Raw genomic sequence first — 26633 nt, 5'->3', positions numbered from 1 at the left:
TCAGAGCCCCAGGTCGAGCAGTTGTGAGAAGAGATCGCCGTCGCCGTTTGCGGTGGGGCGCGGCGCGGGCGCTGCGGCCCCCGTGTGGGCCACCGGTGCGGGCGTGGGCGCCGGCGATTTCGCCGGAACCGGCAAGGTCACCACATTCGTGTGCGCCGCCAGGTCCGCCTCGTCGGCTTGCGGGCCGCGCCACGCCACGCCTTGGCATGGCGTCACGCGCCCGCCCATGGTCAGTTGCCGGTCGTTCCCCAAGCCCAGCGCGGGACGCAGCGCGCGCCAGAAGACATTGGATTCCAGGTGGGGGATTTCGTTGAGCAAGCAATAGTCGCGGTAGGCTTGGTAGATCGCCGTTTTCGGGCGGTATTGATCGCGTTCGGTGACAGCGGTCACCACGTAAGCGCGGCGCCACGCACGCACCGAGTCGCCTTCTTCGCGGGCGTACTCCATCGTCTCTTGCACGTCTTCGGGCAACTCCGCTTTCGCCAGCGACCGGCCGCGGGCCACCAAGCGGATGGCCCCTTCGATCATCCAGTCCAAGATCGCGCGGCCTTCTTCGTGAAAAAAAACCTCGTGCATGTTGGAGATCCGCTCGGCCTCGGGGATCTCGTGGCGCCATTCGACCACGCACAGGCGGCGCCACATGCCGTCCGACTTGTCGCGGATGAAGGGTTTGTCGTTGCTGCAAATGAGCCACTTGGCGCGAATCTGCGTGGTGATGGCTTTTTCGTGCTTGCGATCGACGCTGATGCTGTTTTGGGAGATCAATGTTTTGAGCAAGCCTTCATCGTATTTTTCGCCGATGTCCACTTCATCGATGTGCACCAACGACGCGCCGAGCAAGGGCTCGAGGGCAAACCGTGCGGCGAGGTCTTTGAGTCGTGTGCTCACGCCCTGGCGCTGCATCAACCGGCACAGTTCCGCCAACGTTGACTTGCCCGATCCGGCTTTGCCGTACCACCAGGCGGCTTGGCTGTAGTTGTAGGGCAACAAGGTCGCACCGCATTGCTCCTGGATCAGCGCGCGCACCTCCGGGTTGGGCTGGGCACGTTCGAGCCACCGACGAAACCGGGATGTCTCGGGCAGCGGCTGGGGCGTGTACGTTGTGCCCGGCGCGTGGTGGGCGCGCAGGTTGATGGCGTACGTCATGCCATAGTCGGGCTTCGGCACCATCGTCGTGACGCGTCCGTCGCGGTGGATCTCCAGATACACATCGCGCAGCGGCACGATTGCGCGAGTCTGTTCCGCCGGCATTGTGTGGGAGGTGAGGCCGCGCAGGTGGCGCATCATGGTGTCGTAGCAACTCAGCGCTTTTTTGTTGTTGTACGACGCGCCGTTGTCGACCTTCGCCAACCACTTCAGCACTTCGGTCATGCCGCCTTCGGCGCCGTAGGGCTGGAGGAAGCACTCGTGCCAGCGATACACCTGGAGCGCCGCCTGCGTTTCATTAATCGCGTGCACACGCCACGGCCGCAGCGTGTCCTTGGCCGCCAGCCGGCTCCACTGCAACTCGATCGACGGCCCCTTGTCTTTCTTCGGCCCCTTGGCGCCGGCGCCATTGCTGGAGGCGTTGGCCCCGGCCGCATTGCCGGTTGCGGCGGTCGGCGCCGCGCTGGTCGGCTGCGCGGCCGCGGCGTTCTGCTGGTTTTGCGCGGCACGACGGGCTCGGCGTTGGGTGTAGGCAGTGGTGGTCATGGGCATGATGATCCTGGTGGGTTCGGGCGGTCGCGTGTGCGCCAGTGTCCTGGGGGAGCGTGTGCAGGGCTGGGGTGGTTCGGGGTCCTCCCATGGTCCACACGGAGGTCCCGGAGCCCCGATCGGGCTGGGGTACCCATCCTGCCGACCGAGTCCCATTTGTAAACCAAAATGCGCGGGCTCCGATCCGGAGGTGTGCGCTGGCGCGCATTGCTTGCCGTTGGTGTCGTATGGGGGTGCGATCGGGTGGGTTCGTCCGGCGGGGGCGGCACTCTACACATCCGAAACAGCCTGTCCAGTCCCCAGGGAGATGGGGCTCACACCTGGTCGTTTTGGGGGCGCCAAAACGAGCGCACGCGCCTTGCGGGACGGGCGCCGGACGTTAGGTTGAAAGGACACCCACCACGGTTGTGCGCCATGACCAGCACCTCTTCAGTTGCACCCAATCCTTCCACCACGTCCGGGAAGAACGCCGATGGCGGCTTCGCCCAGATCGCCGTCGGCGTTGTGATGGACTGAGCGCATCGTCATGCTGTTCCACCTCGTTGACGCCCTCGTCAGCCTGTACATCGCAACCTTTATGTGCGTTGCCGTTCACGAGTTGGGCCACTTTGCAGTGGCCCGTTGCGTGGGCGTCCGACCGACGGCACTGGTCATTGGATCCGGACCGCTTTTGTGGGGCCGGGTGGGACGTGACGGGGTGTCCTACCAGGTGGGGTGGGTTCCCCTCGGCGGCCACATCAGGCTCGGCAAGGCCGAATCGGACCTGGATGCAATCGATCACGCGGAGCCGCACGAGGGCGGCTTGGACGTCAATCTCAGTAAGATTCTGGCGATCGTTGCCGCAGGCCCGGGTGCCAACATTGCGTTCGCGTTCGGCCTGATGGCCGTGCTGCACCACCTGCTCCACGTGGACAACGTCGCGGCTGGATCGGTGGGCTTGGGAACCGCGCTGGGACTCCTCACGGCCAACGTCTTCCTGATCTACGGTGTCTACAATCTTCTGCCGTTTCCCGATACAGATGGCGGATTGCTGGTGCGATCGGTGATCTCATCCGTACATTCGTGCCCCATGGACGACGTGCTCCCGTCGGCGCACGTGGTGCGCGCGCTTCGAGCCATCAACTCGTGGACGAATTTTGCCGTCGACATCTATGTAACCGTCCTCTCGGTCGCCATCACCGGCCTGGCGTTTGGGGCTTGAGCCGCGTCCTGTTGTGCGTCATCTCAGATACCGCTTCACCGTCGTCGGACTGTATCCGGTGAGATCGGCGATGACCTGATTCGTGGCGCCCCCATCACGCATCACCCGCATGAGCGCAATGGCTTTGTCGCGCACGCGCTGCCGGGTGGCGCGGGAGCGTTCGACCATGCGGGCGCGGCGGTCGGCGGGAATGGGGTCGGTCACAGGTTGCGTCCGGGGGCGGCCCTCCATCTCACCAGATTCGCACCAGGTGTCCATGGGCGGATGGGCCCCGGTGTGGTCGAGCGGTTCCGCTCTACCGCCCGTTCAGCGCCCGGCGGTCGCGCGCGATGGTCCATCGGCTCACGCCCAGGGCGGCCGCCAGGTCCCCGCTGGTCCGTTCGGGGTGATCGGCGATCGTTCGTCGGCGTTGGGCGCGGGCGGTGGCGGGCGCGTCCGCACCGCGCAGGTGCCGGGCCACGGCCTGGTGGCTGATGCCGAGTTGCGTGGCGATCGCCCGCAGGGTGAGGCCCTTGGCGCGCAAACGCCGGCAGGCATTCCGATGGGCGGTGCCCAGCGCCGTCGTGCGGGTCATTTGGTTCCTCCGGCGTGGCACGTCAGAGGGGTGATCGCATCGGGCTTCGGCAGCGGCGTTGGGATGGTGGCGCGGCAGGTGCGGTCGTTGCCAAGATCCACGTCGATGGACGCGCCCTGCACGGTGTCTTCCAGGTAGACCACGCCGTCGTTGCCGACCACGGTGTCCTCTGGAACCTTCGTGGCGTGCGCGGTGACGGCCGATCCGACGGGGAGGTGGTGCCCCTGGGCGTCGGAGAGGACGAACTCGCGCGCGGTCTGCCCCGCGATCTGGAAGACGATCAGCGTGCCGGACTTTCGGTTGGGCACGGCCGTTTGCACGACGTCCTTGACGTCGACACCGATGGGCAGGTCTTCGGCGGCGATGCGGATGGAGTTGGCGCTGAGCGACGTCAGGGGCGCGACGACCAGCGTGCCGTTGGCGTTGGTGCGGCCCATCAGGCGGTTTTCCAAATACACGCGCACGCCCTTCACGCCGGGGACGCGCACGACGGCGAAGGCGTCGTACACCGGCTGCACGGTTTGCAGATACGCGCCCGATCCCATCCACAGCGCGCCGCTGACGGTGTTGCTCTCGGAGACTTGGTTGCCGATGGTCGAGATCGTGGCGTCGTCCTGAATGTGGTCGTTGCGCCACATCACGTGCTCGCTGGAGGTGACGGTGCCGGCCGCGGTGCGGTCGACGGTGCTGTCCCATTGGCCCAAGGTGTCGCCGCGCGTCCACGTGCCCATGGCCTCCACCTGGCCGCTGGCGCCCTGGCGCTCGTCGTCCAAGGCTTGCGCGTTGACCGATATGTTGTGCCCGAGAGGAATCGAGGCCGAGAGCACGACGACGTTGTCGCGGCTGGCGTGCTCCAGGTCCAGCGCGATCGTCATCGCGTTGTGGCTCCAGGTGGCGCGCAGGTCGCTGCGCCCTTGCGTGCTGCCGCTGCGCATCGCCACCCGCGCGTACGTGCCTTGCACTTGGAGGTCGGGCGTGGGCGTCCACCCGAGGGTCACGGTGGATTGGCGCTGGGTGATCAACCCCCGCTCGTTCGGGGCGTAGTTCCCTTGGGCGAGATCCCACCAGCCGCGGCTCATCAGGCTTTCGCCGAAGCCCACCTGAAAGTGCCGGCCGACGTAGGAGTAATCCATGTTGACCAGGCGCCCGGCGCCGGATGTGGTGGAGGGGGCGCCCTCCACCGATCCACCAGCGCCGCCGGTGGACGCGCCCACGGTGAGGTCGGCGGTGCCCCACCGTCCGCCGGTGATCGCGCCGACGATCAGGTTGTGCGCGGCGGCGGTGGACTGCGTCGCGCCCTGGATGGTCCAGTGATCGCTCAGGCCCCGCTGGTACGAGGCGGACAGCCCGGGTGTGGTGTAGGTGTCCCCGCCGTCGACACGCGCCTCCCCCACATCCACGTCCCAGCGATCGAGCCCGGGGCGCAGCAGCGTCGGCGAGACATAGAAACTATCAGTGATGGTCGTTTGCCGGCCGAACGCGTCGGTGGCCACCAGCGTCATGGCGTTCGCCCCGCCCGCGGCCACCGGTGTGGCCAGTTGGTAGCCGCCCTGCCCGACCTGCGCCACCGTGCCGAGCGGCGCGGCGTTCAAGTACGCATCGATCTTCGAGGGCCCCACCGCCACGCCGCCGATCACGGGAATGGGGTACGACGGGCTGGAGGGATCGAGCGACGGGTCGCTGGCCAGGCGCACGCCGCCCAACAGCGCAGAGGAAAGATTGGCCACCGGGTTGGTCGCAATGTCCCCGGCTTGGAAGGTGAGGCGTTTGCTCGCCCAGTCGGTGGTCCAGGTCGTGAGGCCGCGCTTGTAGAGCAGCCCCTGGCTCGCGGTGTCGTCCAGTTGGCCCGTTGATTCCAACACGCCCCACGGGGTCACGAACCGGGCGTCCTGGCTGCTGGACCACGACGTGCTGGTCGGCGTGCGCGCCACAGCGAGGTCGTAGCCGAGCAGGAGGCCCAGGGCGTTCGGTGTAGTGGGCAGGGCCGCGTGCAAGGCCGCGCCGACTTTCTCCAGCGGAAAGCGCGCCGCCGGCCCCGTGCAGGCCACCGCCTGGTTGGGCGTGTCGATGGTGCAGGTGAGGCCCAACTGGACATTCGTGAGCGCTCCGGTCTCACCTGGCTTCAAAATCACCGAGAGGCCCGACCAGGTGGCCGCCGGCGCGCTCAGCACGACCCCGTGCTGGACGTACTCCACCGCCTGCCCGACCGCCCGGCCGTTCATGGTGGTGTCCAGCCACACGCGATCCGCGCCGGCCGCACCTGGTGTGGTGGCCTGGGCGGGAAGGCTCAGAACCAGGAACAGGGCGGCCAGGAGCGCCCGAAGGCGGGTCCTGGTGGCGCGGATCGGCACGGCCGGGCACCGGTCAGTGGATCGGCAGGACCGTGGTGACGGGCTTGGTGTCGCCCATCACCAGGGTCACCTGCGCAGGCGCAGGGTGCCCTGTTTCGAACGTCCCGGACTGCCCCGGCAGGACGTAGTTGGCCTGCTTGTTCCACACCTGCTTGCCGACGCCAATGGACCAGATCTTGGCGGTGGCCGTGCCGTCGTTGCGCAGCACAACTTTCGTGCCCTGCCACGTTGCGGTCACATGCGCGGTCATGTCCGCTCCGCGGTAGAACAGCGGCACGTCGATGTGCTGCACCAAGGTCACCATCGCCGAAATCTTGCCGGCCGTGGCCGGGGCCGCGCCCTGGCAGGTGTCGCCGGGCGCGACGATGGGGTCGAAGTGCACGCGGTACTGCTCCTCCGACGCACCGGGCGGCGCCACGTGGATCACGCGCGCGATCTGCTGGCCCTGGTCGGGAATGGTCACGATCGCCGGTCGGATCTGCACGTCGGCGGTGTCGGTCTCGATGCGCGCGCCATCGCTCGCGGTCCCGGTCCACTTCACGACGCGCATCTGCTCGCGCACGGGGCATCCGGTGCGGTTGGTGAGCGTGTAGGAGGAGGCGCGTGTGGTCAGGCTGTTGACCTGCACGATCGGGCTGACCTCGATCGCGCCCACGGTGTGCGTCGTTGCGGGCGCGTCGGCGGCGCGAGCGGTGGCAACGGCGCACAGCAAAGCGACGGCCAGGATGGTCGGGCGGAGGGGCATGAGAGGGAAACTCCTTGGGGCGGTTGGGTTCGGGACTGGGTGCGGTCCCCGGTTCCCCTTCACCCTCTCAAAACGGTGCAACTTGGCAACCGGAGGGAGTGTGAGGCGGCGTGCAGTTGCGGCGCGGGACCTGTGCGCTGTGGTGGGGACACTGTCCTCGGGCGTTGTGGCACGATCGGACGAACGCCCCGCCGAGGTTGACCGTGTCCACCCTGCCCTTGCCGCCAATGACCTACCCAGCGCAGGGCGCGATCGCCCAAGAGGCGTGCGCGCTGCTGCACGTGACCTCAATGACAGAGGCCCTCGGCATCCTGACCACAGGAACCATCTACGGGCGGGACACGGGCGGCCACGCCAACTTCAGCGTGCGGAATCTGAAGCACGCGCTGCGCTCGGGCGCCCACCTCAACGAGGTGGTTCTGTCGTTCCAGTGCGCCGGTCCCCACTACCTGACGTACTTGGAGCAGGTGGGCCACCCACCCGTTGTCGGATGCGTCAGCACGGGCGTGTTCCACGTGCTCACCGGCGATCCGCCGGTTCCCAACCCCGATCCGGCGACGGTGTGGGACCGCGGGTACTGGCAGTCGATCATCTACCCCGGCGGGGCGCCCCTCACCTTCCAGGGCCTGACTTGGCTTCCGGAGAAGAAGCCCGCCCCGCTCGACGACCAAACGCTATGGGAGCGGATCACCAAAAAGAACACGGCCGCCCGCGCGGAGCAGGCGGAGCGCCTGGTGCGGGCGCGGCGCCTGGACGAGGCGGTGCCCTTGGCGATCGGGATCGGCATCGCGGTGGTGGCGCCGCCGGCGCAGGTGTGACGCCCTGGGGGCCGCATGTGGGGTCGTGGTCCTGGTGCGCGGAGGTTAGGCGCGTTGGGGCGGCGTCCAGCCCAGGGCCCGCGCCCGCGCGATGGCCGCCCTTCGCTCGTGGCGCTGGGCCAGCACCTCGTCGGCGCGGGCCTGGTGGGCCGCGTCGCGCAGCGTGTGCCACGCCTCTACCAGGCGGCGTTTCTCCTCCGCGCTGAGGGCGCGCAGCCAGCCCATCGAACGGGCGCGCCGCTCCGGTTCCGCGCGCCGAATTTCATCCCACAGCGCCGGCCCCACGTAGGGCATCTGCGCGCACGCGGTGTCCGTGACGCCGGTGTCGCAGGCCAGGCGGAAGCGCGCGATGGAAGCGGGCGCCAGGAGCGCAATGCGCTCGGCCGGCGTGGCGTCGCGCCAGGGCGGTTCCGCCTTGGGAGGCGTTGCCCACCCATGGACGTAGCGGATGAGGCGCGGGTCGAGGAGGATGCGGGGTGTCATGCGCTTGGGCCCTGGTGTGGTTCGGCGGCCGCCCAGAGGGATGCCCCCCAGGCGACCGTGTCGTGAACACCGTCCGCCCCGGCGGCGCGCAGGGACTCCTGGAGGTTCTGGGCCACCAGGGCGCAGGTGCGATCGGCTTGGGTTGGGGAGGTGAACGGAACGCCCACCCGCGCCGCTTCGCCGCGCGCCCGCGCGACGAGGCTGGTTGCCGTCTGGGGCGTTGCGATCGCGCCCTCGTCCCAGAGCCCCTTGAGTCCCAGGGTGTACAACCACGCCACGTGCCACCGTTCGGGCATGGCGGTGTCGGGCGCGGCCAGCGGCGTGAGCGCGGCGAGGGAGTCCCAGAGGATGGGCAGCAGCGCGCTGGTGGCTTCGTGTTCCGCGACCAGGGACCCGACGCGATCGACGATCCACGCCGCCGTATCCGACGCGTCGGCGGGATCGAACCGGCCCAGGAATCGCCCCTCCACGCGCGCGATGTCCGCCAAGCGCGAGGCGTTGCAGACCACGGTGATGTCCGCCTCGGGCGGGAGTTCGGTGTCGCGGAAGGCAAAGGCCGGCGGCAAGTCGGCGACGTCGGGCAACGTCGACCACGTGCGGAGCCCGAGGTAGGGGACCGCATCCCAACACCGGCGGCACCGATCGACCGTGGCGCGCACCAGCGCGGCGTCGCGCGTCCGGGTGATGCCGTTGCTCATCGCTGCGACCTCGTGCGGTGGTGGGTTTGGGTCTGCTGCTCCGCGTGCATGTGCAGCGCCGCCACGGTGTCGAGCACGAGGACGGTCTTGTCCGCACCCTGCCGCAGGGTCGGGCTGCGCACCTGGGAGCCGTACTGGGCGGCCAGGTCGCGGGCCGTCTCGCCCTCGTTGTTGCGTCGGGTGAGGTCGGCGCCGTTCTTCAGGAGGTGCATCACCGCATTGTCCTGACCTTTGGCGGCAGCGAGGTGGAGCGCCGTGTCGCCTTCGGCATCGGCCAAGTTCACCGCCGCCCGTCCGCCGGCTTCGGCCATGAGACCGATCAGCGCGCCGTTGTCGGCCCGGCCCACATTCGTGCGCGGCAGAGCCGCGGCCGCGACATGCAGAGGCGTGTGCTGGTCGGCATTCACCGCGTCCACCTGCGCGCCCTGGTCCAAAAGTTTGCGCGCAAGACTGAGGTCGCGCTTCTCCGCAGCGATGTGCAAGGCCGTATTCCCCCGGCCGTCGCGCGCGTCCACTTGGCCGCGCAGCGCCAGGGTGACGATGCTGGCGCCTTCGGCGCGGTCGCGGTCGCCGTCGATGCGGGCGCGCAGCGCGATCTTGTCGTCCTCGCTCAGCGGCTTTTGCTCGGGCAGCGGCTGGGTGTCCCCATGCTTCAGGGTGAGCGCGGTGTTGCTCAGGTGCTTGGCCAGTCCCGTTTCCGAAATCGGGTGCTGCCGCGCGATCGCGTTGAGGCTGGGAATGGCCTTGCGCAGATCGGGCACGGTCTCGGGGTAGTGGCTGGCCATGCCATTCAGCGCCGCCATGGCGAGGGGAAGGATGGTGTCGTGCACCGGCGTTTCGCCGGCGCGCTCCAGGGCGCGGTTCCACCGCACATGGGCGAGGTCCTTGATCGCGCCCACAATCTGCTGCGCGTGGCTCTTGGGATCGACGTCCTGCAGCGCGCACCCCTCGGTCGTGCTCCCCGCGCCGACGGCCATGTGGCGGGTGGCCAGGACCGCGTCGCCGATGCCTTGTTGGCGGTGGATGTGCGAGTCATCGAGTTGCGCGTAGAGCGCCAACCGATTGACCGATTCCTGCATGGTGCGGAGGACGCCGCGGCTGTCGGCGAGACCGATGTGTTCGGCGCGCTCGCGCGTGACAATGGCCGGGGCGTAGTAATGGATCGAGGCCAGGCGGTCGTTCTCCCCGAACGGCGGCGCGCCCAGTTCCATGCCCGTCAACACGCCGCCCACATGGCGCGTCATCTGATCGCCCTGCCGGCGGCTGTCCTCGCCGCTGGAGGCAAAGGCCATGTGCCAGGCGGATGAGTCGTTGGCGTCGCGGATGAAGGCGTCGATGCGCCCGCCGCCTTCTGTGGTGCCCCGGCCGTCCATGGAAAAGGTGGACAGGCCCGCTTCAAACGCGACCGGCCGCCAGTCGGCCGTGCCGTCGAGGCTGACTTTCTTCACCGACATGGGCACGAAGAGTTCTTGCCAGCGGGCGTCCAATGCTTCGGTGATTTCTTGGCCGTTCGCGTCGCCGTTCCGACGCAGACCGTCGACGAGGTCGCGCAGATGGTCGGCCGCCGCCGAACGCTCGGTGCCGTACGCGCCGGTCTGCGAGGTCGCCTCGGCCCGGCCGTTGGCGAGGTCCTTCTCCGCCCAGCCGCTGCGCACGTACAGATCCATGCGCGCGAGGGCCTCCCCTTTGACGGTTTTGGCCAGGCCCTGCTCGCTGTCGTGCAGCCAGTGGACCAGGGGCGCCCACTCCGTGTCGGTCGCCCCCGCCGCCGATTTCACCGGACGCATCAGGTGCTGGCGGGTCTTCGGATCGCTCAAGTGCGCTTCGTGCGCTTGGGACAGCGCTTCGGTGGTCGCCCCGCTCTTGGGCACGCGCGCCACCGCCTCGGCGCTTTGACGCACGAAGCGATCGCGGTCCTCGTAAATCTGAGCGATGCCTTCAGCAACCTGGTCGCCCAGGCCCAACCCTTCGGAGAGGTACGCCCGGAACTGCGCTTTGTCTTTGCCCACGCGCGCGTCGCGCACGACTTGCTCGGCGGTCCACGCGGCGGTATCCGCGCGGTCTTTGTCGTGGTCTTGTCGGCCGAGCAAACGGTTCGCGTCGCGCAGCAGGGTCTTGGGGGCGGGAACGGTGGGCGCGTGACGCTTGGCCATGGGGGTGGGTTCCGTGCAGGGTGTTCCCTTCACCCTAGGAGGTTTTCCCCGCTTGCCAAGGTCCCCACGCGCTTGGGCCCGGGTGTGGTTCAGCGGGCGCGGCGTGGCTCGGCCAGCCCCAACCGAACCAACGCGCGCCGGATGGTGGGCGCGCTGCGCCCGACCTCGTCGGCGATGTCGCGGACGCTGCGGCCGGCCAACCACAGGGCGGTGATGGGCGCGTCGAGCGCGCTGGAGCCGGAGCGGGCGCGCCCCACGGTCGCTTCGGAGGTATCGGTGGTTCCTTCTGTCGCCCGCGGGGTTTGCAGCGCCCGCAGCACGGTCGTCTCGCGCACCCCCAGAACGCACGCGATCACCGCCGTCGGCACACGCGCCTGGTGGAGTTCGTGCAGGGTGGCTATAGGTCGGGTGGTCACGGCGGCGGGTTCGCGCAGGCGGGTGGGAGGACTCACCATCCTAGGCCGCTGCGCTCTGGCGTCGTGCGCGGGCCGTGGTGTCCGTCACAGCCAGAAACCGGTCTCGTGCCGGCGTTGCGATGCACCGCACATCGCTTGCCGTTGGGTCCCTCTGTGCGAGCGAGGGTGCGTCAGACAGGGTTGCCCAGGCCGTCCACCTGATACGTTCCGCGGCCGTCGCACCGGGCGCAGGCGTCGTTGCGCCCTTGGCAGGCGCAGGCCACCTGGTGCCGTTCGGCCTGCAGGATCTCCCACGAGCCTGCGGCGGGCGCCGTGGGCGTGGGAAGGACATGGGTCCGCTCGCGGGGTTCGCTTGGGGCGCCCCGCCCGCTCAGGCGCCGGGCCGCATCGGCGTTGGCGGCGATGAAGGCCACGACCCAGTCGAAGGTGACCGCGCGGCCTTTGAACGCGGCGGTGAGATCGGATTCCCGGTGCTTGTAGATGCGCACCACGCCCTGGCCGTCCTGCTCCAGTTCCAGGAGCGGCCGGCTGGGCACCCCGGCGGGGGTGAGTTTGAGGAGACGTCCGTCGTCCCAATACGCGGACTCGTCCGTGGTAGCCGGCACCCAGTGCTTGTGCCCGTGCAGCGTCGCCTCCATGCCGTGCTGCGCGGCGACGGCGGTGAGGTGCTGGTGGAGCATCGCGATCGCGTCCATGACAGGCTCCCTTGGCGGTTCTCTGTTGGATACCACGGCTTCACATCGGCGTCACGTCCGTCCCGATGTGCTCCACCGTGGCGATGGTCACGCGCCACCGCCACGGAGCGTGGTGCACACTGGGCGCTCCACGGACGGATTCCACTTTCACCACACCAACTCAAAGGGGACGTGTTTATGAAAATCACGCACGCGCTTGTGGCGATGATGTGCGTTTTTGGTTGTGCCAGCGAAGCGTGGGCCGCCCAGCCCGCCACCGGATTGGGCCAAAGCGCCCCGAACACCTCGGATGTCTCGACCAACCCGAACTGGCACGTCTATGTCTTTGCAATCGGCGGGGTGCGCTACATCCAAGTCAACGATGTGTCCGGGCACGTCCTGGGCGCGGTCGGCACCGCCTCGGGGCAGTACATCACGTTGCCCATCGGCGCCTTCTCCCAGCAAGTGGCGACCCCGCAGCAAGCGCCGGCCGCTCCGTCGAGTGCGTCGCCAACGGCCGCGCCGACCACGGTCTACAACGACGGCGCCACGACGGTCACGGCCACCCCGTTGGCCGATGGCACGACGGCGCTGACGGCCGCTCAGTCGGCGCTCGCCTGCGATCCGGTGGACTGCAACCTCAAAGGCCCGTAGCGCGCCGCACGGACACGTCGGGGGCCATCACCCCCGGCGTGCCGGGGTTGATCAGCAGCGCGGAGATGCGCACGCCCTCGCGGATGGGGCGCTCGCGCACCCACCCCTCGAAGGTCGCGGCCCGGTCGCTGATGGCCTGGGGACCAACGCCGCTCACCGCCTGGCGCAGGCGGGGATTGAGATCATCAAATCGCACGTGATGCGCCCGAACCGGGTGGCGCCGGGCGTCCACTTGCACCACCGCCCACAAGCGCCCGCCGTGCGCACGGCCCCGCCCGCAGCGGACGCGCACGTGGAAGTCGGAGAAGGATTCGGTGGCGCAGCGCGCGGCGATGATCTCGCCCACGATGCGGTAGAGGGCGGCGTGCAGCGCCGGCGCCAGGGCGCTGACGGGCCCGCGTGTGTCGGCCCAGTAGACGGCGCCCGCCTCGGCGAGCATCCGAGCAATCGGCCCTTCCCGCAGCGCGTTGGGCAGGCCGCGTTCGCGCAGCGCCACCGGGTGCAGGCTGTCGGAGAGGAGGTAGATCTGCTCCTGCGTGCCGGCCACGTGCCGGCGGTACCCGGCCTCGTCGACCGCCGGCTGCAAGTGGCGCAGGCGCCCGAGCAGCAGCGCGAAGGCGCGGTGGACGGAGTCGTTGATCTGGGTCAATGCCAGGGCGGTGGAGCGCAGATGCGCCTCGCCCATGTGCGCGTTGCGCTGGGCCAGGGCCAGCGCCTGGCGCAGGTCCTGTTGCTCCTGGGCGGCCCGTCCGTCCAACGCGGCGATGCGGGCGCCGACGAGCAGCATGGTGGTGATGGCCATCGCGAGAAGCGCCTGCGCCTGCAGCGTGCCGTGGTCGACCGTGTCGGGCATCAGCACCGCGATGGCGATGCTCGCCATCGTGCCGCCCACCGCCGCGCCCCGCCAGCCGTGCCGAAGGGCGAGCCACACCACCACGAAAAACATGGCCATTTGCACCAAGGATCGGGCGTGCTCGTAGCGCAGACCCACCGCGACCAAAAACAGCAACAAGGGGCCGCCCATCAACACGGCGTCGTAGGTGAGGCGGCTGTCGGCCAGCGCGCGGCCGATGCGACCGATTCGTGCTGTGAGCGAACCCGCGTGCGCCCATCCGGCGGCGCGCGCCACCTGCGCCCCGACCAGGGCGATGGGCGCGATGGTCAACGCGCCGAGGAAGTTGCCCAGAGTCAGGCGCGCGATGAGTTCGCCGTAATGCAGCACGTAGCCCGGCGGCTTCGGGGTGATCAGGATCTGGCCGATGATCACGCCCATGGCGACCAGGGAGGTGAGCAACGCGCAGAGCACCAGGCCGGGCACGTTGGTGGTGCGCCGCGTGGGGCCGAGCCCCCAGCGCTCGCGAAAGAGCCAGACCAGCGGCGCGTAGTAGGCGATCGATGGGACGAGGTTGACCAGCGCCCAGAGGAGTCCGAACTGCTCGTAACACGTCGCGCTGATGTACGCCAACCGCGCGGTGTCGCCCGCCATCAGCGCCGGCCAATACCGATACGGCACCAGCAACAACACCGCGAGGTGGAATCCGGTGAGGACGAACCAGTTGGGGAGACTGACGTGACGGAAGAGGATCAGGGCGGCGCAGTAACTTGCGGCGATCGCGACGAAGCGGGCCATTCCTGTGGCTTGTCCCCTGCCCTGCATGCCGCCCTCCCCAAGGTGCCCACGCGTGAAAGATGGATGACACCGGGAATCACGTGAAGTCCCGGTGAAGCCCTCCCCAGGGCCTCTTGCCGCAGTTTACCGCAGCCGCTTGGGGCACAGTGTGCGCCGGCCCGTGAAGGTGCATTCACGGCGCACCTATGCGTCAATACCAGCGCCGGAATGTCTTGGCGCCGACGTGGGGCCCCACGTCATCATGGATGACCGACCTCCGACCGCCGCTCCGCGAGGGGCGGCGTTTTCGTTGGTGGCGTGCGGTGCGCGCTGGGTGTGGGACCTTGGGTCGGTCACATGCGGCGGCGTTGAACCACGTGAGGCGCGTTCCCGCCGCGCGCCGACCGCTCCAATCGGCGTCGATCCCAGCGGGCTTGGACAACCTGGCGACCGACGCGCTCCCATGCGCCCAGTTCGTCGAAGTCGCGCGCCCATCCATCATGCGCTCGCGGAAGACCGGCACGCTGGGCGCGGCGGGTGAACTTGTGCTTCCATCGATGATATCGATGATCGCGGCCCAGAGTGCCCATGCCATCCAGCACGAGACATCCGTTCACAGTCGTATCCTGCACTGAGGTGCGGGTGTGGGGACTTTGGAACGCCCCGTGCTTTCGGCTGCGCCGATCCCATGCGGGCACGTGAGTGTGGGGAACGGTCATCGTCACATCCTCCGGCGCTGGACTTCGGGTGGGGTGGATTGGACGCGTGCTGCGCGGTACAGGTGCCGGCGGTCCCACCGCGCCTGCACGGCCCGACGGCCGGCTTCGATCATGTGATCGTCGATGGTGACCACGTGACCGATTCCTGACCGCACCTTCACGGTAAGGCCCACGGATTCGTCATTGGGGAGGAGCCCGTAGCGACGCAATCGGTGGAGCCATCGGTGGTGTCGGCGCAACACACTGGCGCACCAATATTGTGTCATCTCCATAAAGCCCTGATCGTCGGGTTGGGGCGGCGGCGGGCACAACGAAGGACACAACGAAACAGTCTGGTGGACGGCGGGTGACGTTGGGTTCATGACAATGGGCCGGGCGCGGGGTTCATTCACCCTACCCGCGCCGGGTCCGTCGGCAACGTCGGAAACGCCAAACTGCGGGGCGGCGCGCATGGCTTGCGGTGGGGGCCGTGTGTGTTGTCAGCGCAGCCCTTGCCGATCGGCCTCCGGCCGTTAGGGTGACGGGATGACCGCCTTCCTCAACATCCTGTTCGTCGTTCTGCTCGCCAGCGTCGGCGTGGTGCTCTTTTGCGTGCTGTCCCTGTCCCACCTGACGTGGGGCATCCTGGCGCTCATGATCGGCGCTCTGGCCGGCGTGGTGTTCGAAGAGATCGGGCGACCACGGGGAACGCCGTGACGCTCCTCGTGGATTCGTGGTCGTTCGCCCTTGCGCTCGCGCTGACCACCGCCGTCGCTTCGGTCGTGCGGCGCTGGCGGGCTCAACGGAGGCGCGCGCCTCCGTGAGGTCCAGGACATCCCACACGACGGCGTGGGATCACCAGTACGTGATCGCGCGCGTTCGGGTCGTGCACCAGTTCCGGCGCGCGCCGCTGATCGTCGCGCTCCAGCATTCCTTGCGGGCCGTCCAGTTCCCCTTCGCGTCGAACGCGGTGTATGCGTAGGTCTCATCGGTGGTGGGCAGCATGTCGCTGAAGGAACCGATGTTTCGCCACGCGTGCTGGTTGGTGTTCATCCGCGCGATGAGCAGCGCCTTGTCGTTGTAGGTGCGGACCTCCTCGACGTACTGCTTGCTGCGATCGTCCCCTTTGGTCACGTCCTGGGTGACGCGGGTGTAGGTGTTGTTCGGGCCCACCCGCTCGTAGACGCAGTCGATGCGCTCGGCGGCGCCCCCGACTTGGAGGACTTCATCGGAGAGATAGCCGGCGCGGTACACCCGCTGCATCAGCCCCTGTCCGTTCGGCGCGTAGGAGACGGTGGTCACCGCGCCGTTGGTGTCGGCCTGCCCCAGCAGCGTGGGCACGGGCGGCGCGCCGTCCTCGGAGGCGGCGGTGGGGTACCGTCGGGTCCCTTGGTAGGTGTAGGTCCAGACGCTGTGGTCGAGGCCGAACCGCATGGGCGGCCCCATCACGCGCACCAGTTGTTCGGCCTGGTTGAAGGTCCATGTGTGTTGGGGCGCCGTCGCCGTCCCTCCATCGCGGCACACGTCCGTGACGGGCGTGCACGGATTGCGCTCGACGATCTCTTTGACGTGGGTTTGCCTCAGCCGGTCGATGTCGCTGACGACGGCGGCCGGGTCGCCCCAGGCGACGTTCACCGTGGAGCCGCATTGCGGCGCTTCGAGATCCTGCCCATGGACCGCGGCCGCTGTGGCCATCAGCCCGACAAGGGCCATAGCCCCAACTCCTGTGCTGCGCATTCCGTTGTGTCCCCTGTGTGTGTGCCACCCAATCGGCCGCGCCGGCCGATTCTGTAGGGAGTGTGCCCGGGCTGAGAGGGGGCGCACAACTTCGAGCCCGCATCGCTTGCGGTGTGGGACGTTTGTGCTTTCCTGAGGGTGTCCCACCACGGATGCGGAGGACCCGCACATGAACTGGACAGCGGCCATCGGAGTGGCCTGCCTCGCTTGCACCGCACCGGCCTTCGCGGCATCGGCCGTCGCAACGTTCACCGTCACGGCGACGGTGGTGGCCTCATGTCATGTGGATACGATCGATTCGCCCGTGCTGCCACTTGTGACGCCTGGCGATGGTCCGGTGTCGGCGCCGGGCACGGTGCGCCTGCGCTGCACCAAGGGCGCCGTCGCCCGCGTGGTGCCCATTCAGGGCGGCACGGTGCTCACGGGACCGGAGGGCGCGCGCCTGACCTACCGCTTGCAAAGCGCCGCCGGCGGCCCATGGGACGCGGCCCATCCCTTGGTGGGCACATCCACGTCCGCGCTGGTGCCGATGGACCTGCCCTTCCGCGCGCGCCTGGACGGCAACCAACAAGCGCCGCTCGGCACGTACCGCGATACCGTCACGGTGGAGATCACCCTGTAACGACGGGCGCTTGGGCCTCGGTGTGGCCCGTCGGTTCCGTGGGAGGGGCGGACGACGGATCCGAATGGAGAAGCACCTCGATGATTCGCTCCAGCGCCTCATGCCGCCGGTGGGCGCTTGCGGCGCATTGGAGGAACGAGTCGAGGACGGGCGTGGCGGTGGTCATGCACCGGCTCCAACGGGGGCGAAGGACAGCGCGGCGAAGACAAAGGCGGTGACCAGACCGCCGACGCTGATGCGGATCCAGAAATCTTTGACGGGGGACATGGCTGTTGGGTTCCTCGGGTGGTTCGCTTGGTGGGCGCGGTTGTTTGTGGCCTCCGTCAGCGCGCGCGGCCGCCGTGGCAGCCGTTTGGTGCGGCCGCGGACAGCAAGCGTGCGATCTCCAGGCGCTCGGCCATGGGAACTTGATCGTAGTTGCGCGGTGCGGCCAGCGTGGTGGGCGCACAGGCGTTGGCGCCGTCGGCCAGGAGGAGTTTCACCGCATCGACCTGATGGCTCGACGGGTCGGCGTTGGCTGAGTATTCCCAATCCCCGCCGTGGTTGCGCTGACTCCATGCGTCGCCGATGTCGCCCAGCAGGTCCATCAAGAGCGGGGCGCCGGCGGTGGCGAGGGGGTCGGCGCCGTGGCGCTGCGCGTCGGCGATGTCGGCTTGCAGGCGGTGGGCGTCAGCGGCCGCCGCAACGTCCACCATGTCGTTTGCGGCGGCGCGGAGGTCCTGGGCGATCACAGTCGACTGGGGGTTGGGCGTCGCGCCGGCGACGGCCATCGTGGCGACGAAGCCGAGGGCCAGGGCGACGGTGGTGGAAACGAGAAAACGGGGCATGGGCGGAACTCCGGAAAGGAATGGGGGTGACCCGTCCATCCAACCAGATTCCGAGCGCCTGTCCTGGGGCGCTGTGCGCTGGCGCGCATCGCTTGCTGTGTGTGCTGCGTGTGCTGTGCAGGGGATCACACCCCCGGGATCAGCGGAAAGCGGTGCCCGGCGCAAAGGCCCACGTCAGAGCGATGGTGCTGGCGTTGGTCCGACGCACGTCGGTGACCCGGACGGTGACACGTTTGCCCGGCTTGTTCTTCAGGCCGAACAGGCCGCTCACGGCCGCGTGCCCGCCGAATGGTTGTTGCCGCCCGTTCACGCCTCACATGCGCCGCTTGGGCGCCGGTGTGGCGCCGCGCGTCCCCAACACCTCCTGTTTCGTGGTGCGCGCCCACAGCACGTCCCGGATGCGGTCGCGCACGGGCCCGTCGGGCGCAGCGCAGTGCGCCTCACGCAGTCCTTGGTCCGTGAGATCGTCGGCGTCGTTCTGAAGCACGAGCAGGGCCTCGACCCGATGGTTGGCGGCGGCCAGGTGGATGAGGACAAAGTCCATCGAGGGCGGATCGTGTTCGGCCAGCAGGCGTTGGCGCGCCGTCGCCACGAACGTGGCATCGAGAAAGTCGTCCATCTCGATGGTCGTGGGCGCGCGCGGCAGATCGCGGTGGCGCCGGATGAGGGCGATCATCGCGCGGTCGGCTGGGGTGATCACAGCGGTGGGGCCCTGGTGTGGGAGAGCGGTCAGAGACGGCGGCGGGGCCGGTCCACGTCGATGGGACGCGCCGCCACCAACGCCAGAAGGGTCCGCCGTCCGATCGCATCGGTCAGCGCATCGCGCAGCGGCCCAGGTCGGCAGTGGACGCGTGCGTCGTGGAGCGCGGTGTCGTCCAGGGCCTCGTCGTCGCGGGCGAGAATGGCCAACCCCGCGCGATTGAGGGAGGTTTCTTTCTGCGCGCACTCGGGATCGCGCAGCCCCGGCCGATGCGTGGCGGCGTACGCAAAGGCCGCGGCGATGTCGCCCTGGTGGCAGGCGATCAGCATCAAGCGCTCCAGGTGCGGCCGGAGGATCTGCGGATTGGGTGAGACGCCGAGTTCCTGCAGCGCGGCGACGATGGTGCGATCGATGGGCGTCAACATGAAGCGGTCGCCATCAAGGAGCGGTGCGACTGGGCGCTGGGATGGGCGTCGTCAACCACGCCGTCCGGTGCGGGGGAAAGGACGATGATGTCGGCCGCTCGGCGTCTGTCCTGCTTTTGTGCTAGGGCTTCCTCCCAGATCGTTGGGATCCCAGATGCGTGCTTCATGAGGGAAATCGGAGGATCCACGAGAGCGTGGCGGAAGAGATTGGCGCTTCGTTTGGGCACGCGTGGGAGCCATTCGTCTCCGTGGTCCATGAAGCGAAGACGGCATCCGATCAACACGTTACTGAGGACGTGATCGTAGTGCTCGACCTGGCTCAGAGCGTACGTCTCGACGTCCGCGCGCTGGTGATCGGTGAACTCCATGGAATCGAGGGCCGCAAGCGTGTGCGGGGCCATGGACCGCAAGGCGGCGCGCGCGTCAACCGTTGCATCGCCTGGCTCGGGCTGTTGAGGCGGATTCGGCTGTTCCGTGTGCGCCAGGAGGTGCTTGGCGCGCTGCTTCCAGTGCTCATTGCCCCGGGTCAGCACCCAGTGTCCGTAGCAAACCGCCAATCCACCAAGGAGAGGAACACATACGAATAATATAATGCCCATCACATCATCCTCCGTGTTCCGCTGCGTTCGGTGGCCCCGCCGACAGCAGCCTGCTCCAACTCGCGGCGCTCGGCGGCGCGTTCGCCTTCTTCCAGGAGACGGATGGCTTCGGCGCTGATGGGGTCTGTTGGTGTGAATTTGGCCATTGTGTACGCCTCCAGGTAGTTCCGAGGCGTGTTGCTGTCGTTGTCGATCATGCGCGGGTCCCCTGCGTGATCAAGGAAAAAATGAATCAGAACCAGGACTCTGCTCATGTCGGCAGGACCATCGAATTTAGTCCGTTTGGCACTCCAATAAGCGTCAACAACGGCGTGCAACGGCGTGGTGTAAGAAGAAACACTGTATTGCTCGTTGATTGGGGCGCCCTGCTCAACCAAGCGCACCACGTCCTCATAAGTTGCGTTCCCGTCATGTCGAATGTAGGCGGCCGCGCACTCGGCCAACTCCTTGGCTGTGCCTGCATTGCTGAGTTCCGATTCGGGAATACCAAGTGCGCGTTCGGCATCCGTGAGGCGCTGGATGATCTTCTGAACGATCGGGCGATCCTCGCCCTCACACTGCGAACGTTGTTTCAGGAGAGACTGGCGGGCGGTCCATCGATCGCCGCCAATGTTTCCCGTTTCTCCTCGTGGATCAGCCCCTGCCAGCAACAGCATGTCGACAACGTTGTACAGGCGTTGAGCACCACCAGCCGGTACCGGCCTCCATGAACTCGACCTCCAGGTTTCACCGACGCTGCAAACCAACGCCGGAAGGAGTGGCTCACTTGTGTCAGAAAGAGCCCCTTGCTCGATGCGCGTACGTACGGCATCTATCGAGCCGGATTTGGTGATGTAGTCCGCAATCGCCTCGCGCAGTTCTCTCATGCGACAGGTCTTTGCTTTTGGTTGTACGACGTTCGGCGCGGAAATCGCCACCACGTTGGACACCGTTGCGCTCCTCAGGCTTGCACCTGATTCGGTGGCAACTTCGGCAGGTGGTGCCGGATGAACCACAGCGACGTCGGTGCCTCGATTGATGTTAGGCGACGTCTTCGATCTCTGCCCCCAGAGGTACCCGCCCAGAAAGCAAGCGCCGTTGGCGATCGCCGTTCCGTATCCAACAACGAACGCGTCCATCACATCACCCTCCGCGCCGCTTCCCCATGCCCCACTCCGCCCCGCACCACGCCCTGCAGTTCCCGCTTGTCCCAGGCGCGACGCGCGTCGTGCAGCGCTTCAACGCAGGCCAGATGTTTGGTGGTGGGAAACTGCGCGGCCATGGTTTGGGCGTCCGTGCCGTTGACGTTCGTGATGCGCGGGTCGGCGCCGCTGGCGAGGAGCAAGGAGACGGCGCTCAGGTGGCCGATGCGTGCGGCTTCCATGAGGGGCGTCGTGTTGTAGATCGGCCGGACGGTGTCGCGTGGCAGATCGGGGTTGGCCAGAAGCGCGGCCAGGCGCGCGGTGTTGGGGTGGTGCGCGGCGTCGTGCAGCGCACGGACGTCGGCGGCGGTGACGGGGTGGTTCATGGGTGTGGGTCCATCGGTGGCTCGGGTTCCCAACCATCCAACCACTTCCCCAGCGGTTGTCCCGGCGGAATGCGACGCAGCGCGCATTGCTTGCGGTGTGTGCCGCGTGTGCTGCGGCGCGGATCACATCCGTGGCGGTCGAGCCGGGACCGACTGGGCGCCGACTGGGCTTGGACCTACATGCCTGGGTCGGGGCAAACCGGCCCGTGCACCGACGTGTCATGGGGACACAGAGCGATCGCCCGCCTGCTGCGCTTAGCGCTGGGCGACGGGTCGGCGCCGGCGACGCACCGCGTCCAGGTTGGCCGACCACCGATCGGGGGACGTGGGGGCCACCATGCGCGCCATGTCGGCGTTCCAGCCGTCGTAGTTGCGCTTTTCGCGCCGGTAGTCCTGGCGCTCGGCGTGGCACCCAAAGAGCAACAAGGGGCCGCCCAGGAGGACCACGGGAAGCGCGGGGATGTGGGCCTGGATCAGCGCGGCGCATCCGAGCGCGAGAACGCCGGCGAGGATCAGCGTGCCTGAGGGCACGGGATTGGGCGCGGGCCAGGACGTGAGGGGGGTGCGCCGGCGAACGGCGCTGCGGTCGATGATCAGTGGGCGCATGGCGAGTCCCGCCTGCTCAGGAGTTGATGTCATTGAAGCAGCGGGACGTCGGCTGGCAAGCATGGCGTTGCGGAGGTGTGGGGTGCCACACACGCGGGCGCCCTTGGGGCGGGGTGTGGGGTCTCGGACACAACAAAGGGGACCCGAAGGTCCCCATTGCGTTGATGTTGCGGTGGTCGATCCTTAGTAGGACGCCGACACGCTCACCGTGCCCGTGTACGCCCCCGGCGCCTGCGGGACGCTGGCGACCGACATGGCGGAGGTGGCGGTGATCTCCAGGTAGACCGGGATGGACATCGTGCCGACCACCGAGGTCACCTGCAGGGCGGAGGTGCCGGTGCCCCAGGGCTTGGTGAAGCCGCTGTCCTGGAACAACAGGTACCCGATTTCGGCGCTGCCGGGGCCGGTCAGGTTGCCGTTGCCGTTGCCGCCGCTGTTCGGAATCAGCGAGAGCGTGACGGGCGTGACCGCGGTGCAATCCAGACTGAGGTTCGCGGTTGTGTTGACGGAGGTGAAGCCCGAGGACGCGGTCATCAAACCGAGGGCCGGGAAGGTCGCCGGCGCGGCGCTGATCGCGCACGAGGTGGTGACGGTCACGTTGGTCGCGAACGTGGCCGAGGCGGTGCCGGCCACGGCCGGGGTCGCGGCGACCAGAGCGAGCGCGGCGGTGAGGCCGGCCAGGCCGAGGGCGCGGGTGAGTTTGGTGCGGAACGAACGCATGAGGGGGACTCCTGGGATTCGGGATCGCGGTCGAAGCGAGGTGGGTGGGCTGATCCGTCGATCAGAAGGACAGGGAGACGTTCGTTGTCGTGGACCCCGAGCCGGCCGGCAGGTCGGCCTGCGCCGGCAGTTCGCCGTACACCGTCAGGATCTGGGTGCCGTCGGTGCCCGTGATCGACTCAGCGGACGAGCCCGTGCCCCACGGGAGGGTGTGGGCCGAGTCCTGGTAGAGGTTGTAGGTCACCGGAAGGCCGCCGATCGTCAGCGCGCCGGGAGTCAGTCCGACACTCACCGGAAAAGCAGCGTTGCACTGGACCGCGATGGTGCTCGTGCTCGCCTCACCCGCGAACCCCGAGGTGCTGGAGGTGGTGCCCACGGCCGCGAAGGTGAGCGGGTTGGCGGTGGCCGCGCAGGCTTGACCGACCGTGGCGGACACGCCGAACGAGGTGCTCGAGGTGCCGGCCATGGCGCTGCCGCCAACGGTCAACGCGAGAGCGCCGAGCAGCGCCGGCACGTATGTCTTCAGATTCATCAGGGAAACTCCAAGGGTGGGGGTGCAACCAGCGCCGCGGATTCCCCACAAGCCGTGGGGTGGATCGGGTTGCACCCACCCTGGCAGATTCGTGACGGCCGTCAAGATCGGGGCGGATGGGCCTCGATGTGGCTCGTTGGGGGGACCCTTGCGGGTTGGTCGGCGCGCTGTAGGGTGGGCTCAACGCGGCGGATGTCCGTCGCACTGGAGAACCAACATGATCAAGGCAATGGGAACGGCGGTGGTCGGTGCGGCGCTGGTGCTGGGCTCCGCGGGGGCGAGCGCGCACGGATACCACGGATACCGCCACGGTTACGGCTGGCGCGGTCCGAGCGTCGGCGCGGTGATCGGAACCGCGGTGGTGGGCGGCCTGGTGGCCGGCGCGATCGACGCGGCCGTGGCGCCGCCAGTGGTGGTGCAGCAGCCCTACCCGGTGTATCCGGCGTATTCGTACGCTCCGCCCGCGCCGGTCGTGGTGGCGCCCGCGTACGGGTACGCGCCGTACGGGTACGCCCCGCGCGTCGTTTACGCGCCGCGGTGGTAATTATCCGAAATTATCCGGACTCGGATGATGGAAGAACAGGCGAACGCGCGGGGACAACCCCGCGCGTTGTGATTCCCCGGGAGCCCAAACGCTCAGGCCGCTTCGGGCTTGCCGTGGGCGCGGTTGCGCCACCGTTCGGCCCGCGCGGCGCGATCGCGGAGCAGGCGCTGCGTCGCGGCCATGTACCGGCGGTGCTCGGCACCGCCGCCACCGCGGTGTCGTAGGCGCTGCGGCTGATCCGAAAGTGCGCGCACACATCGTCGGGGTTGGCGCCTCCGTGGTGGAGGTCGTGGAGGAGAGCGTCCCGCTCCGCTGGCGATCGGGTCGGTCCCACCACGACTCCGTGGGGCCACACGGGGATCTCGGGGGCCGTGATCGACAGCGCGACCAGGTCGGCGCGGATCGTTTTGGGGGTGGTGCCGAGCACCGCCGCAATCGTGGGAATGCTGGTGCGGGCGCGGGCCATCAGCCGCACCCGCTCGCGCCGCTGACGCACGGCGGCCAGAGCGCGCTCCACGGAGGTCAGCGGCGCGCTCATGTCAGGCCGCCAGGTCGGCGCGCAGCCGCTCGGGTCCGCCCAAGCGCATCACGGGCGGCCAGGTCGTCCAGTGCCCCTGAGCGAGTTCGCGGTCGAGCGCGTGCAGGACGGCGCGGCCCCGGGGCGTGGCGCGCAACGCGCCGATGCGCTCGGATCGGGGCGTGCCCTCCAGCGCGATGTGCAAGTCCCAGCCCACGCGATCGAAGAGCACCGGGTCGATCCACTGCTCGTGCGGGCCGGTCAGGAGCACGGACATCGCCCGCGCGGTCGCCTGCCAATCATCGGCTTCGTCCACAAATGCGGTCAGGGCGTCGGTCAGGGTCGTCATGGGTGCGGGCGATCGTGTGGGTGCGGTTCCCCCATCCAAGCGGACGGGGACCGGCCCGCAAGCAGAACGTGTGACGTGGCGCGCATCGCTTGCGGTGTGTGCCGCGTGTGGTGTGCCGCCCTTCACATTATGGGGTGCAACCGGCGCGCGATCTGCTTCAGTGAGGGCACCCCAACCCGTTGAGATCCTCTGATGAACCCCATTGTCGCGCGCCTGTGGAGCCGCCTGGCTCCGTACTCCTACGCCGGCGCCACCGGCGACTACGGCCCGGCGATCGCCGCGCTCAAGCGCGCGGGCGCCCTGCCCGCCGATCACCCTGATGCGGTGGACGGTGCCGCACTGGAGCACGCCTGGTTCGAGCGATTCCGCCCGCGCCGACCGTTGCACGCGGCGCCCCAGGCGTTGATCGATCACGCCTCCCGTGTGATGGATGAACCACGTGCCGTGCTCCCATCCAGGCCGGAGCCGCTGGATGTGGACGATTTGGCGGTGGCCGATGCCGAATCGGCATCGGCGGCTCCTGGGCTGTTCGCGCGCCCGTTGGCACCGGCCCCCGCGAGCGCGATTCCTCGATTGATGGTGCGCCCGCTCACCCGGCTGACGACCGCGGTGTACGAGGATCTGTACCCAACATCGCGTGCGGATTTCGAGGGGGGCTGACGCACAACGCCCGCCGATCGGCGGGCGTTGGCGTGGGTGGTGGGCGGTTTAGGCGGCGACGCCCTGATCTTGGTCGTTGCGCTGGCGGCGTTGCCGGGTGGCTTGCGCCCGGCCCTTTGTGGGGGCCGCCGGTGTCGGCGCAGGAGCCTGAGCGGTCGGCGCGCGCTCGGGAGCGGGCGCCTCGTGGCTTGCGCCCTGCTGCGGCGCGCGCTGCTGGCGCTCGACCTGCGGCAGCGCTTCGGTCTGCTCGGCCTTGATCCCGAGGCGGTTGCAGATCTGCTCCGCTTGCGCGGCCGCTTTGGACAGCAGGCGGTTGTCGGCCTGCAGCGCGCTGATCCAGAAGGGGCGGTAGGACTCGCACACGGAAGCGTTGTGCCCGGTTCCGAGTCGTGAGGCGATGAAGTACGCCGCGGTGTGGGCGATCAACGCTTCGGGCGCGTACTCGGGCGTCTGCCACAGCGCCGACTGGTCGCGGTTGAGCCGCGAGGCGTGGCCGGTCGCGTGGCACAGTTGCACGATGAGGTCCGAGTAGAATGCGTCCGCGGTCGCGTAGGTCTCGCGCGGGGGCATGTGGATCGTGTCGGTGCTGGGTTGGTAGTACGACACGTTGCGGTCGTGCGCGATTTTGACGCCGCTTTCCCTGAGCAGTTTCTCACAGAGGGTGTGACGCTCCGCATCGGGAAGACCGTGCGGCGGCGCGCTGAGTTCCTTGGGCAGTCCGCGCACGACGGAGGTGGGGAAGACCCAGGCGTATTTGATCGTCGGCCCGATGTAGGCGGCCGGATCCTTCTGCAGCGCGGCCTGCTTTGCCTCCTCGGTTTTCGGCACGAACACCTTGATGCGCACACTGTCGGCGCCCTTGACCACCTGGCCGCCCACATAAGTGGCCTGTTTGTACGTGAGCCAGGCGGCGTCCGAGAGATGCCGTTCGCCTTGCGCGAGCATCAAGGACAGCGCGTTCTCCGCGGCGTACTGCTTGCCGGTCGCCGGGTTCCACGGATTGAGCGGCGCGTGGCCCGGCGCCCAGTCCTGCAGCCACGGCGGCAGACCCTGCTCCAGGTGCGCGATCACGCGCGCGTTGAACTCATCGAGGTGCTTGTCGTGGTAACTCATGACCGGATCTCCAGGTGGATGGGGAGGCCCTGTTCGAGAGCGGCCTCGAGGGTGGCGAGCGCCACGTGGATGGGCGCCAGCGGCTGGTTGGAATCGCCATGGCGGTGGAACGTGTAGCCGTGCTTGGTTTTTGCGATTCGGATTTGCTCGGCGGCGGCAGCCACATCGGACGGGCTGAGCGCGCGTTCGTCGTAGCGCAGGGAAGGATCGCGTTCGATCGGGAGGGCGGCGGACATGAGTGAACTCACGGGATGCGGGACGGACACACTGGCGCGCACGCGGCGTCCGTCAATCGGACCAACTGTGTGGAGGTGCGCACGCTGGTGCGATGCTGAGAGGCCCCGGTGTGGTGCATCGGTGCACCTGACAATGCGTGCATCGACGGAGCCGGTTGTCGACCGCGTGA

At 68.4% G+C, this 26633-nt stretch carries 33 protein-coding genes; 8 read left to right on the top strand and 25 right to left on the bottom strand.

Going from position 1 to position 26633, the window contains the following annotated elements; genetic code table 11:
* Positions 1–1692 (bottom strand): DNA primase family protein, encoded by a 1692-nt coding sequence (locus DWU99_RS00900; RefSeq protein WP_115476115.1) that lies wholly within the window; start codon positions 1690–1692, stop codon positions 1–3.
* A 529-nt stretch (positions 1693–2221) separates the two neighbouring features.
* Between DWU99_RS00900 and DWU99_RS00895 the strand changes: the two genes are divergently transcribed.
* Positions 2222–2896, top strand: coding sequence for a site-2 protease family protein (locus tag DWU99_RS00895; RefSeq protein ID WP_115476114.1), 675 nt, complete (start codon positions 2222–2224; stop codon positions 2894–2896).
* A gap of 18 nt (positions 2897–2914) precedes the next feature.
* On the opposite strand, the gene DWU99_RS00890 is transcribed toward DWU99_RS00895, so the two are convergent.
* The 4 genes from DWU99_RS00890 to DWU99_RS00875 form a co-directional block, all read right to left on the bottom strand.
* Positions 2915–3100: a winged helix-turn-helix transcriptional regulator gene (locus DWU99_RS00890; protein ID WP_158543194.1), complete on the bottom strand. Its 186-nt coding sequence runs from the start codon at positions 3098–3100 to the stop codon at positions 2915–2917.
* Positions 3101–3191: 91 nt separating this feature from the next.
* Positions 3192–3470, bottom strand: a complete 279-nt coding sequence (locus DWU99_RS00885; protein WP_115476112.1) for a helix-turn-helix domain-containing protein — start codon at positions 3468–3470, stop codon at positions 3192–3194.
* Positions 3467–5821, bottom strand: coding sequence for a fimbria/pilus outer membrane usher protein (locus tag DWU99_RS00880; RefSeq protein WP_115476111.1), 2355 nt, complete (start codon positions 5819–5821; stop codon positions 3467–3469). The genes DWU99_RS00885 and DWU99_RS00880 overlap by 4 nt, the downstream gene beginning before the upstream one ends.
* Positions 5822–5834: 13 nt before the next feature.
* A complete protein-coding gene (locus DWU99_RS00875) occupies positions 5835–6566 on the bottom strand; it encodes a fimbrial biogenesis chaperone (RefSeq protein WP_115476110.1) in 732 nt (243 codons plus the stop codon).
* Between the two features lie 203 nt (positions 6567–6769).
* Here DWU99_RS00875 and DWU99_RS00870 point away from each other — a divergent pair, with 203 nt between their 5' ends.
* Positions 6770–7384, top strand: a complete 615-nt coding sequence (locus DWU99_RS00870; RefSeq protein ID WP_147292859.1) for a hypothetical protein — start codon at positions 6770–6772, stop codon at positions 7382–7384.
* 45 nt (positions 7385–7429) lie between these two features.
* Here the strand turns inward: DWU99_RS00870 and DWU99_RS00865 are convergent, their stop codons facing one another.
* The 5 genes from DWU99_RS00865 to DWU99_RS00845 form a co-directional block, all read right to left on the bottom strand.
* Positions 7430–7867 (bottom strand): hypothetical protein, encoded by a 438-nt coding sequence (locus tag DWU99_RS00865; RefSeq protein WP_115476108.1) that lies wholly within the window; start codon positions 7865–7867, stop codon positions 7430–7432.
* Positions 7864–8565 carry a hypothetical protein gene (locus DWU99_RS00860; protein WP_115476107.1) on the bottom strand — a complete coding sequence of 234 codons (702 nt, stop codon included), beginning with the start codon at positions 8563–8565 and terminating at the stop codon, positions 7864–7866. Before DWU99_RS00860 ends, DWU99_RS00865 begins: the two co-directional genes overlap by 4 nt.
* A complete protein-coding gene (locus DWU99_RS00855) occupies positions 8562–10718 on the bottom strand; it encodes an ankyrin repeat domain-containing protein (protein ID WP_115476106.1) in 2157 nt (718 codons plus the stop codon). Before DWU99_RS00855 ends, DWU99_RS00860 begins: the two co-directional genes overlap by 4 nt.
* Before the next feature lie 89 nt (positions 10719–10807).
* Positions 10808–11134 carry a helix-turn-helix domain-containing protein gene (locus DWU99_RS00850; RefSeq protein ID WP_147292858.1) on the bottom strand — a complete coding sequence of 109 codons (327 nt, stop codon included), beginning with the start codon at positions 11132–11134 and terminating at the stop codon, positions 10808–10810.
* A gap of 170 nt (positions 11135–11304) precedes the next feature.
* Complete coding sequence (locus DWU99_RS00845; protein WP_115476104.1) at positions 11305–11829, bottom strand: hypothetical protein; 525 nt, start codon at positions 11827–11829, stop codon at positions 11305–11307.
* A 177-nt stretch (positions 11830–12006) separates the two neighbouring features.
* Between DWU99_RS00845 and DWU99_RS00840 the strand changes: the two genes are divergently transcribed.
* Positions 12007–12462 (top strand): hypothetical protein, encoded by a 456-nt coding sequence (locus tag DWU99_RS00840; protein ID WP_233510804.1) that lies wholly within the window; start codon positions 12007–12009, stop codon positions 12460–12462.
* Here the strand turns inward: DWU99_RS00840 and DWU99_RS00835 are convergent.
* Positions 12449–14092, bottom strand: a complete 1644-nt coding sequence (locus DWU99_RS00835; protein WP_158543193.1) for an MASE1 domain-containing protein — start codon at positions 14090–14092, stop codon at positions 12449–12451. The two genes, DWU99_RS00840 and DWU99_RS00835, sit on opposite strands and share 14 nt — an antisense overlap.
* Before the next feature lie 1223 nt (positions 14093–15315).
* Here DWU99_RS00835 and DWU99_RS20930 point away from each other — a divergent pair.
* Complete coding sequence (locus DWU99_RS20930; protein WP_158543192.1) at positions 15316–15486, top strand: hypothetical protein; 171 nt, start codon at positions 15316–15318, stop codon at positions 15484–15486.
* A 138-nt stretch (positions 15487–15624) separates the two neighbouring features.
* Here the strand turns inward: DWU99_RS20930 and DWU99_RS00825 are convergent, their stop codons facing one another.
* Positions 15625–16482: a hypothetical protein gene (locus DWU99_RS00825; RefSeq protein WP_115476101.1), complete on the bottom strand. Its 858-nt coding sequence runs from the start codon at positions 16480–16482 to the stop codon at positions 15625–15627.
* Positions 16483–16675: 193 nt separating this feature from the next.
* Here DWU99_RS00825 and DWU99_RS00820 point away from each other — a divergent pair, with 193 nt between their 5' ends.
* Positions 16676–17128: a spore coat protein U domain-containing protein gene (locus tag DWU99_RS00820; protein ID WP_115476100.1), complete on the top strand. Its 453-nt coding sequence runs from the start codon at positions 16676–16678 to the stop codon at positions 17126–17128.
* 323 nt (positions 17129–17451) lie between these two features.
* Here the strand turns inward: DWU99_RS00820 and DWU99_RS00815 are convergent, their stop codons facing one another.
* The 4 genes from DWU99_RS00815 to DWU99_RS00805 all read right to left on the bottom strand — a co-directional run bounded on the left by DWU99_RS00815 (position 17452) and on the right by DWU99_RS00805 (position 19080).
* A complete protein-coding gene (locus DWU99_RS00815) occupies positions 17452–17955 on the bottom strand; it encodes a hypothetical protein (protein ID WP_115476099.1) in 504 nt (167 codons plus the stop codon).
* Between the two features lie 139 nt (positions 17956–18094).
* Positions 18095–18226, bottom strand: coding sequence for a hypothetical protein (locus DWU99_RS21300; protein WP_267897498.1), 132 nt, complete (start codon positions 18224–18226; stop codon positions 18095–18097).
* A gap of 42 nt (positions 18227–18268) precedes the next feature.
* Positions 18269–18631: a hypothetical protein gene (locus tag DWU99_RS00810; protein ID WP_115476098.1), complete on the bottom strand. Its 363-nt coding sequence runs from the start codon at positions 18629–18631 to the stop codon at positions 18269–18271.
* Positions 18632–18684: 53 nt separating this feature from the next.
* A complete protein-coding gene (locus DWU99_RS00805) occupies positions 18685–19080 on the bottom strand; it encodes a hypothetical protein (protein WP_115476097.1) in 396 nt (131 codons plus the stop codon).
* Positions 19081–19274: 194 nt separating this feature from the next.
* Here DWU99_RS00805 and DWU99_RS20750 point away from each other — a divergent pair, with 194 nt between their 5' ends.
* Positions 19275–19667: a hypothetical protein gene (locus DWU99_RS20750; protein WP_147292857.1), complete on the top strand. Its 393-nt coding sequence runs from the start codon at positions 19275–19277 to the stop codon at positions 19665–19667.
* An 11-nt stretch (positions 19668–19678) separates the two neighbouring features.
* Here the strand turns inward: DWU99_RS20750 and DWU99_RS00795 are convergent, their stop codons facing one another.
* From DWU99_RS00795 to DWU99_RS00775, 5 genes are all read right to left on the bottom strand, one after another.
* Entirely contained in the window at positions 19679–20797 is a 1119-nt protein-coding gene (locus tag DWU99_RS00795) for a hypothetical protein (RefSeq protein ID WP_115476095.1), read from the bottom strand.
* Entirely contained in the window at positions 20797–21186 is a 390-nt protein-coding gene (locus DWU99_RS00790; RefSeq protein WP_199535662.1) for an ankyrin repeat domain-containing protein, read from the bottom strand. Before DWU99_RS00790 ends, DWU99_RS00795 begins: the two co-directional genes overlap by 1 nt.
* Positions 21187–21441: 255 nt before the next feature.
* A complete protein-coding gene (locus tag DWU99_RS00785) occupies positions 21442–21792 on the bottom strand; it encodes a hypothetical protein (protein ID WP_115476093.1) in 351 nt (116 codons plus the stop codon).
* Between the two features lie 183 nt (positions 21793–21975).
* On the bottom strand, positions 21976–22512 hold the full coding sequence (locus tag DWU99_RS00780; protein ID WP_115476092.1) for a spore coat protein U domain-containing protein: 537 nt from the start codon (positions 22510–22512) through the stop codon (positions 21976–21978).
* Positions 22513–22573: 61 nt separating this feature from the next.
* Positions 22574–23044: a spore coat protein U domain-containing protein gene (locus tag DWU99_RS00775; protein ID WP_115476091.1), complete on the bottom strand. Its 471-nt coding sequence runs from the start codon at positions 23042–23044 to the stop codon at positions 22574–22576.
* A 217-nt stretch (positions 23045–23261) separates the two neighbouring features.
* Here DWU99_RS00775 and DWU99_RS00770 point away from each other — a divergent pair, with 217 nt between their 5' ends.
* Positions 23262–23588 (top strand): hypothetical protein, encoded by a 327-nt coding sequence (locus DWU99_RS00770; RefSeq protein ID WP_199535661.1) that lies wholly within the window; start codon positions 23262–23264, stop codon positions 23586–23588.
* 10 nt (positions 23589–23598) lie between these two features.
* Here the strand turns inward: DWU99_RS00770 and DWU99_RS00765 are convergent, their stop codons facing one another.
* Both DWU99_RS00765 and DWU99_RS00760 read right to left on the bottom strand, forming a co-directional pair.
* Positions 23599–24126, bottom strand: a complete 528-nt coding sequence (locus DWU99_RS00765; RefSeq protein ID WP_115476090.1) for a hypothetical protein — start codon at positions 24124–24126, stop codon at positions 23599–23601.
* 1 nt (position 24127) lies between these two features.
* Positions 24128–24454: a hypothetical protein gene (locus DWU99_RS00760; protein ID WP_115476089.1), complete on the bottom strand. Its 327-nt coding sequence runs from the start codon at positions 24452–24454 to the stop codon at positions 24128–24130.
* Positions 24455–24646: 192 nt separating this feature from the next.
* Here DWU99_RS00760 and DWU99_RS00755 point away from each other — a divergent pair, with 192 nt between their 5' ends.
* Complete coding sequence (locus DWU99_RS00755; RefSeq protein ID WP_115476088.1) at positions 24647–25114, top strand: hypothetical protein; 468 nt, start codon at positions 24647–24649, stop codon at positions 25112–25114.
* 48 nt (positions 25115–25162) lie between these two features.
* On the opposite strand, the gene DWU99_RS00750 is transcribed toward DWU99_RS00755, so the two are convergent.
* Both DWU99_RS00750 and DWU99_RS00745 read right to left on the bottom strand, forming a co-directional pair.
* The gene (locus tag DWU99_RS00750; RefSeq protein ID WP_115476087.1) at positions 25163–26227 is read right to left on the bottom strand and encodes a zincin-like metallopeptidase domain-containing protein; all 1065 of its coding nucleotides are present in this window, start codon (positions 26225–26227) and stop codon (positions 25163–25165) included.
* On the bottom strand, positions 26224–26463 hold the full coding sequence (locus tag DWU99_RS00745) for a hypothetical protein (RefSeq protein ID WP_115476086.1): 240 nt from the start codon (positions 26461–26463) through the stop codon (positions 26224–26226). Before DWU99_RS00745 ends, DWU99_RS00750 begins: the two co-directional genes overlap by 4 nt.
* Positions 26464–26633 lie beyond the last annotated feature (170 nt).

Origin of the sequence: Dyella psychrodurans, assembly GCF_003363265.1 — a bacterium.
Lineage (GTDB): Bacteria > Pseudomonadota > Gammaproteobacteria > Xanthomonadales > Rhodanobacteraceae > Dyella_B > Dyella_B psychrodurans.
This window is presented reverse-complemented; position numbering and strand designations above follow the sequence as displayed.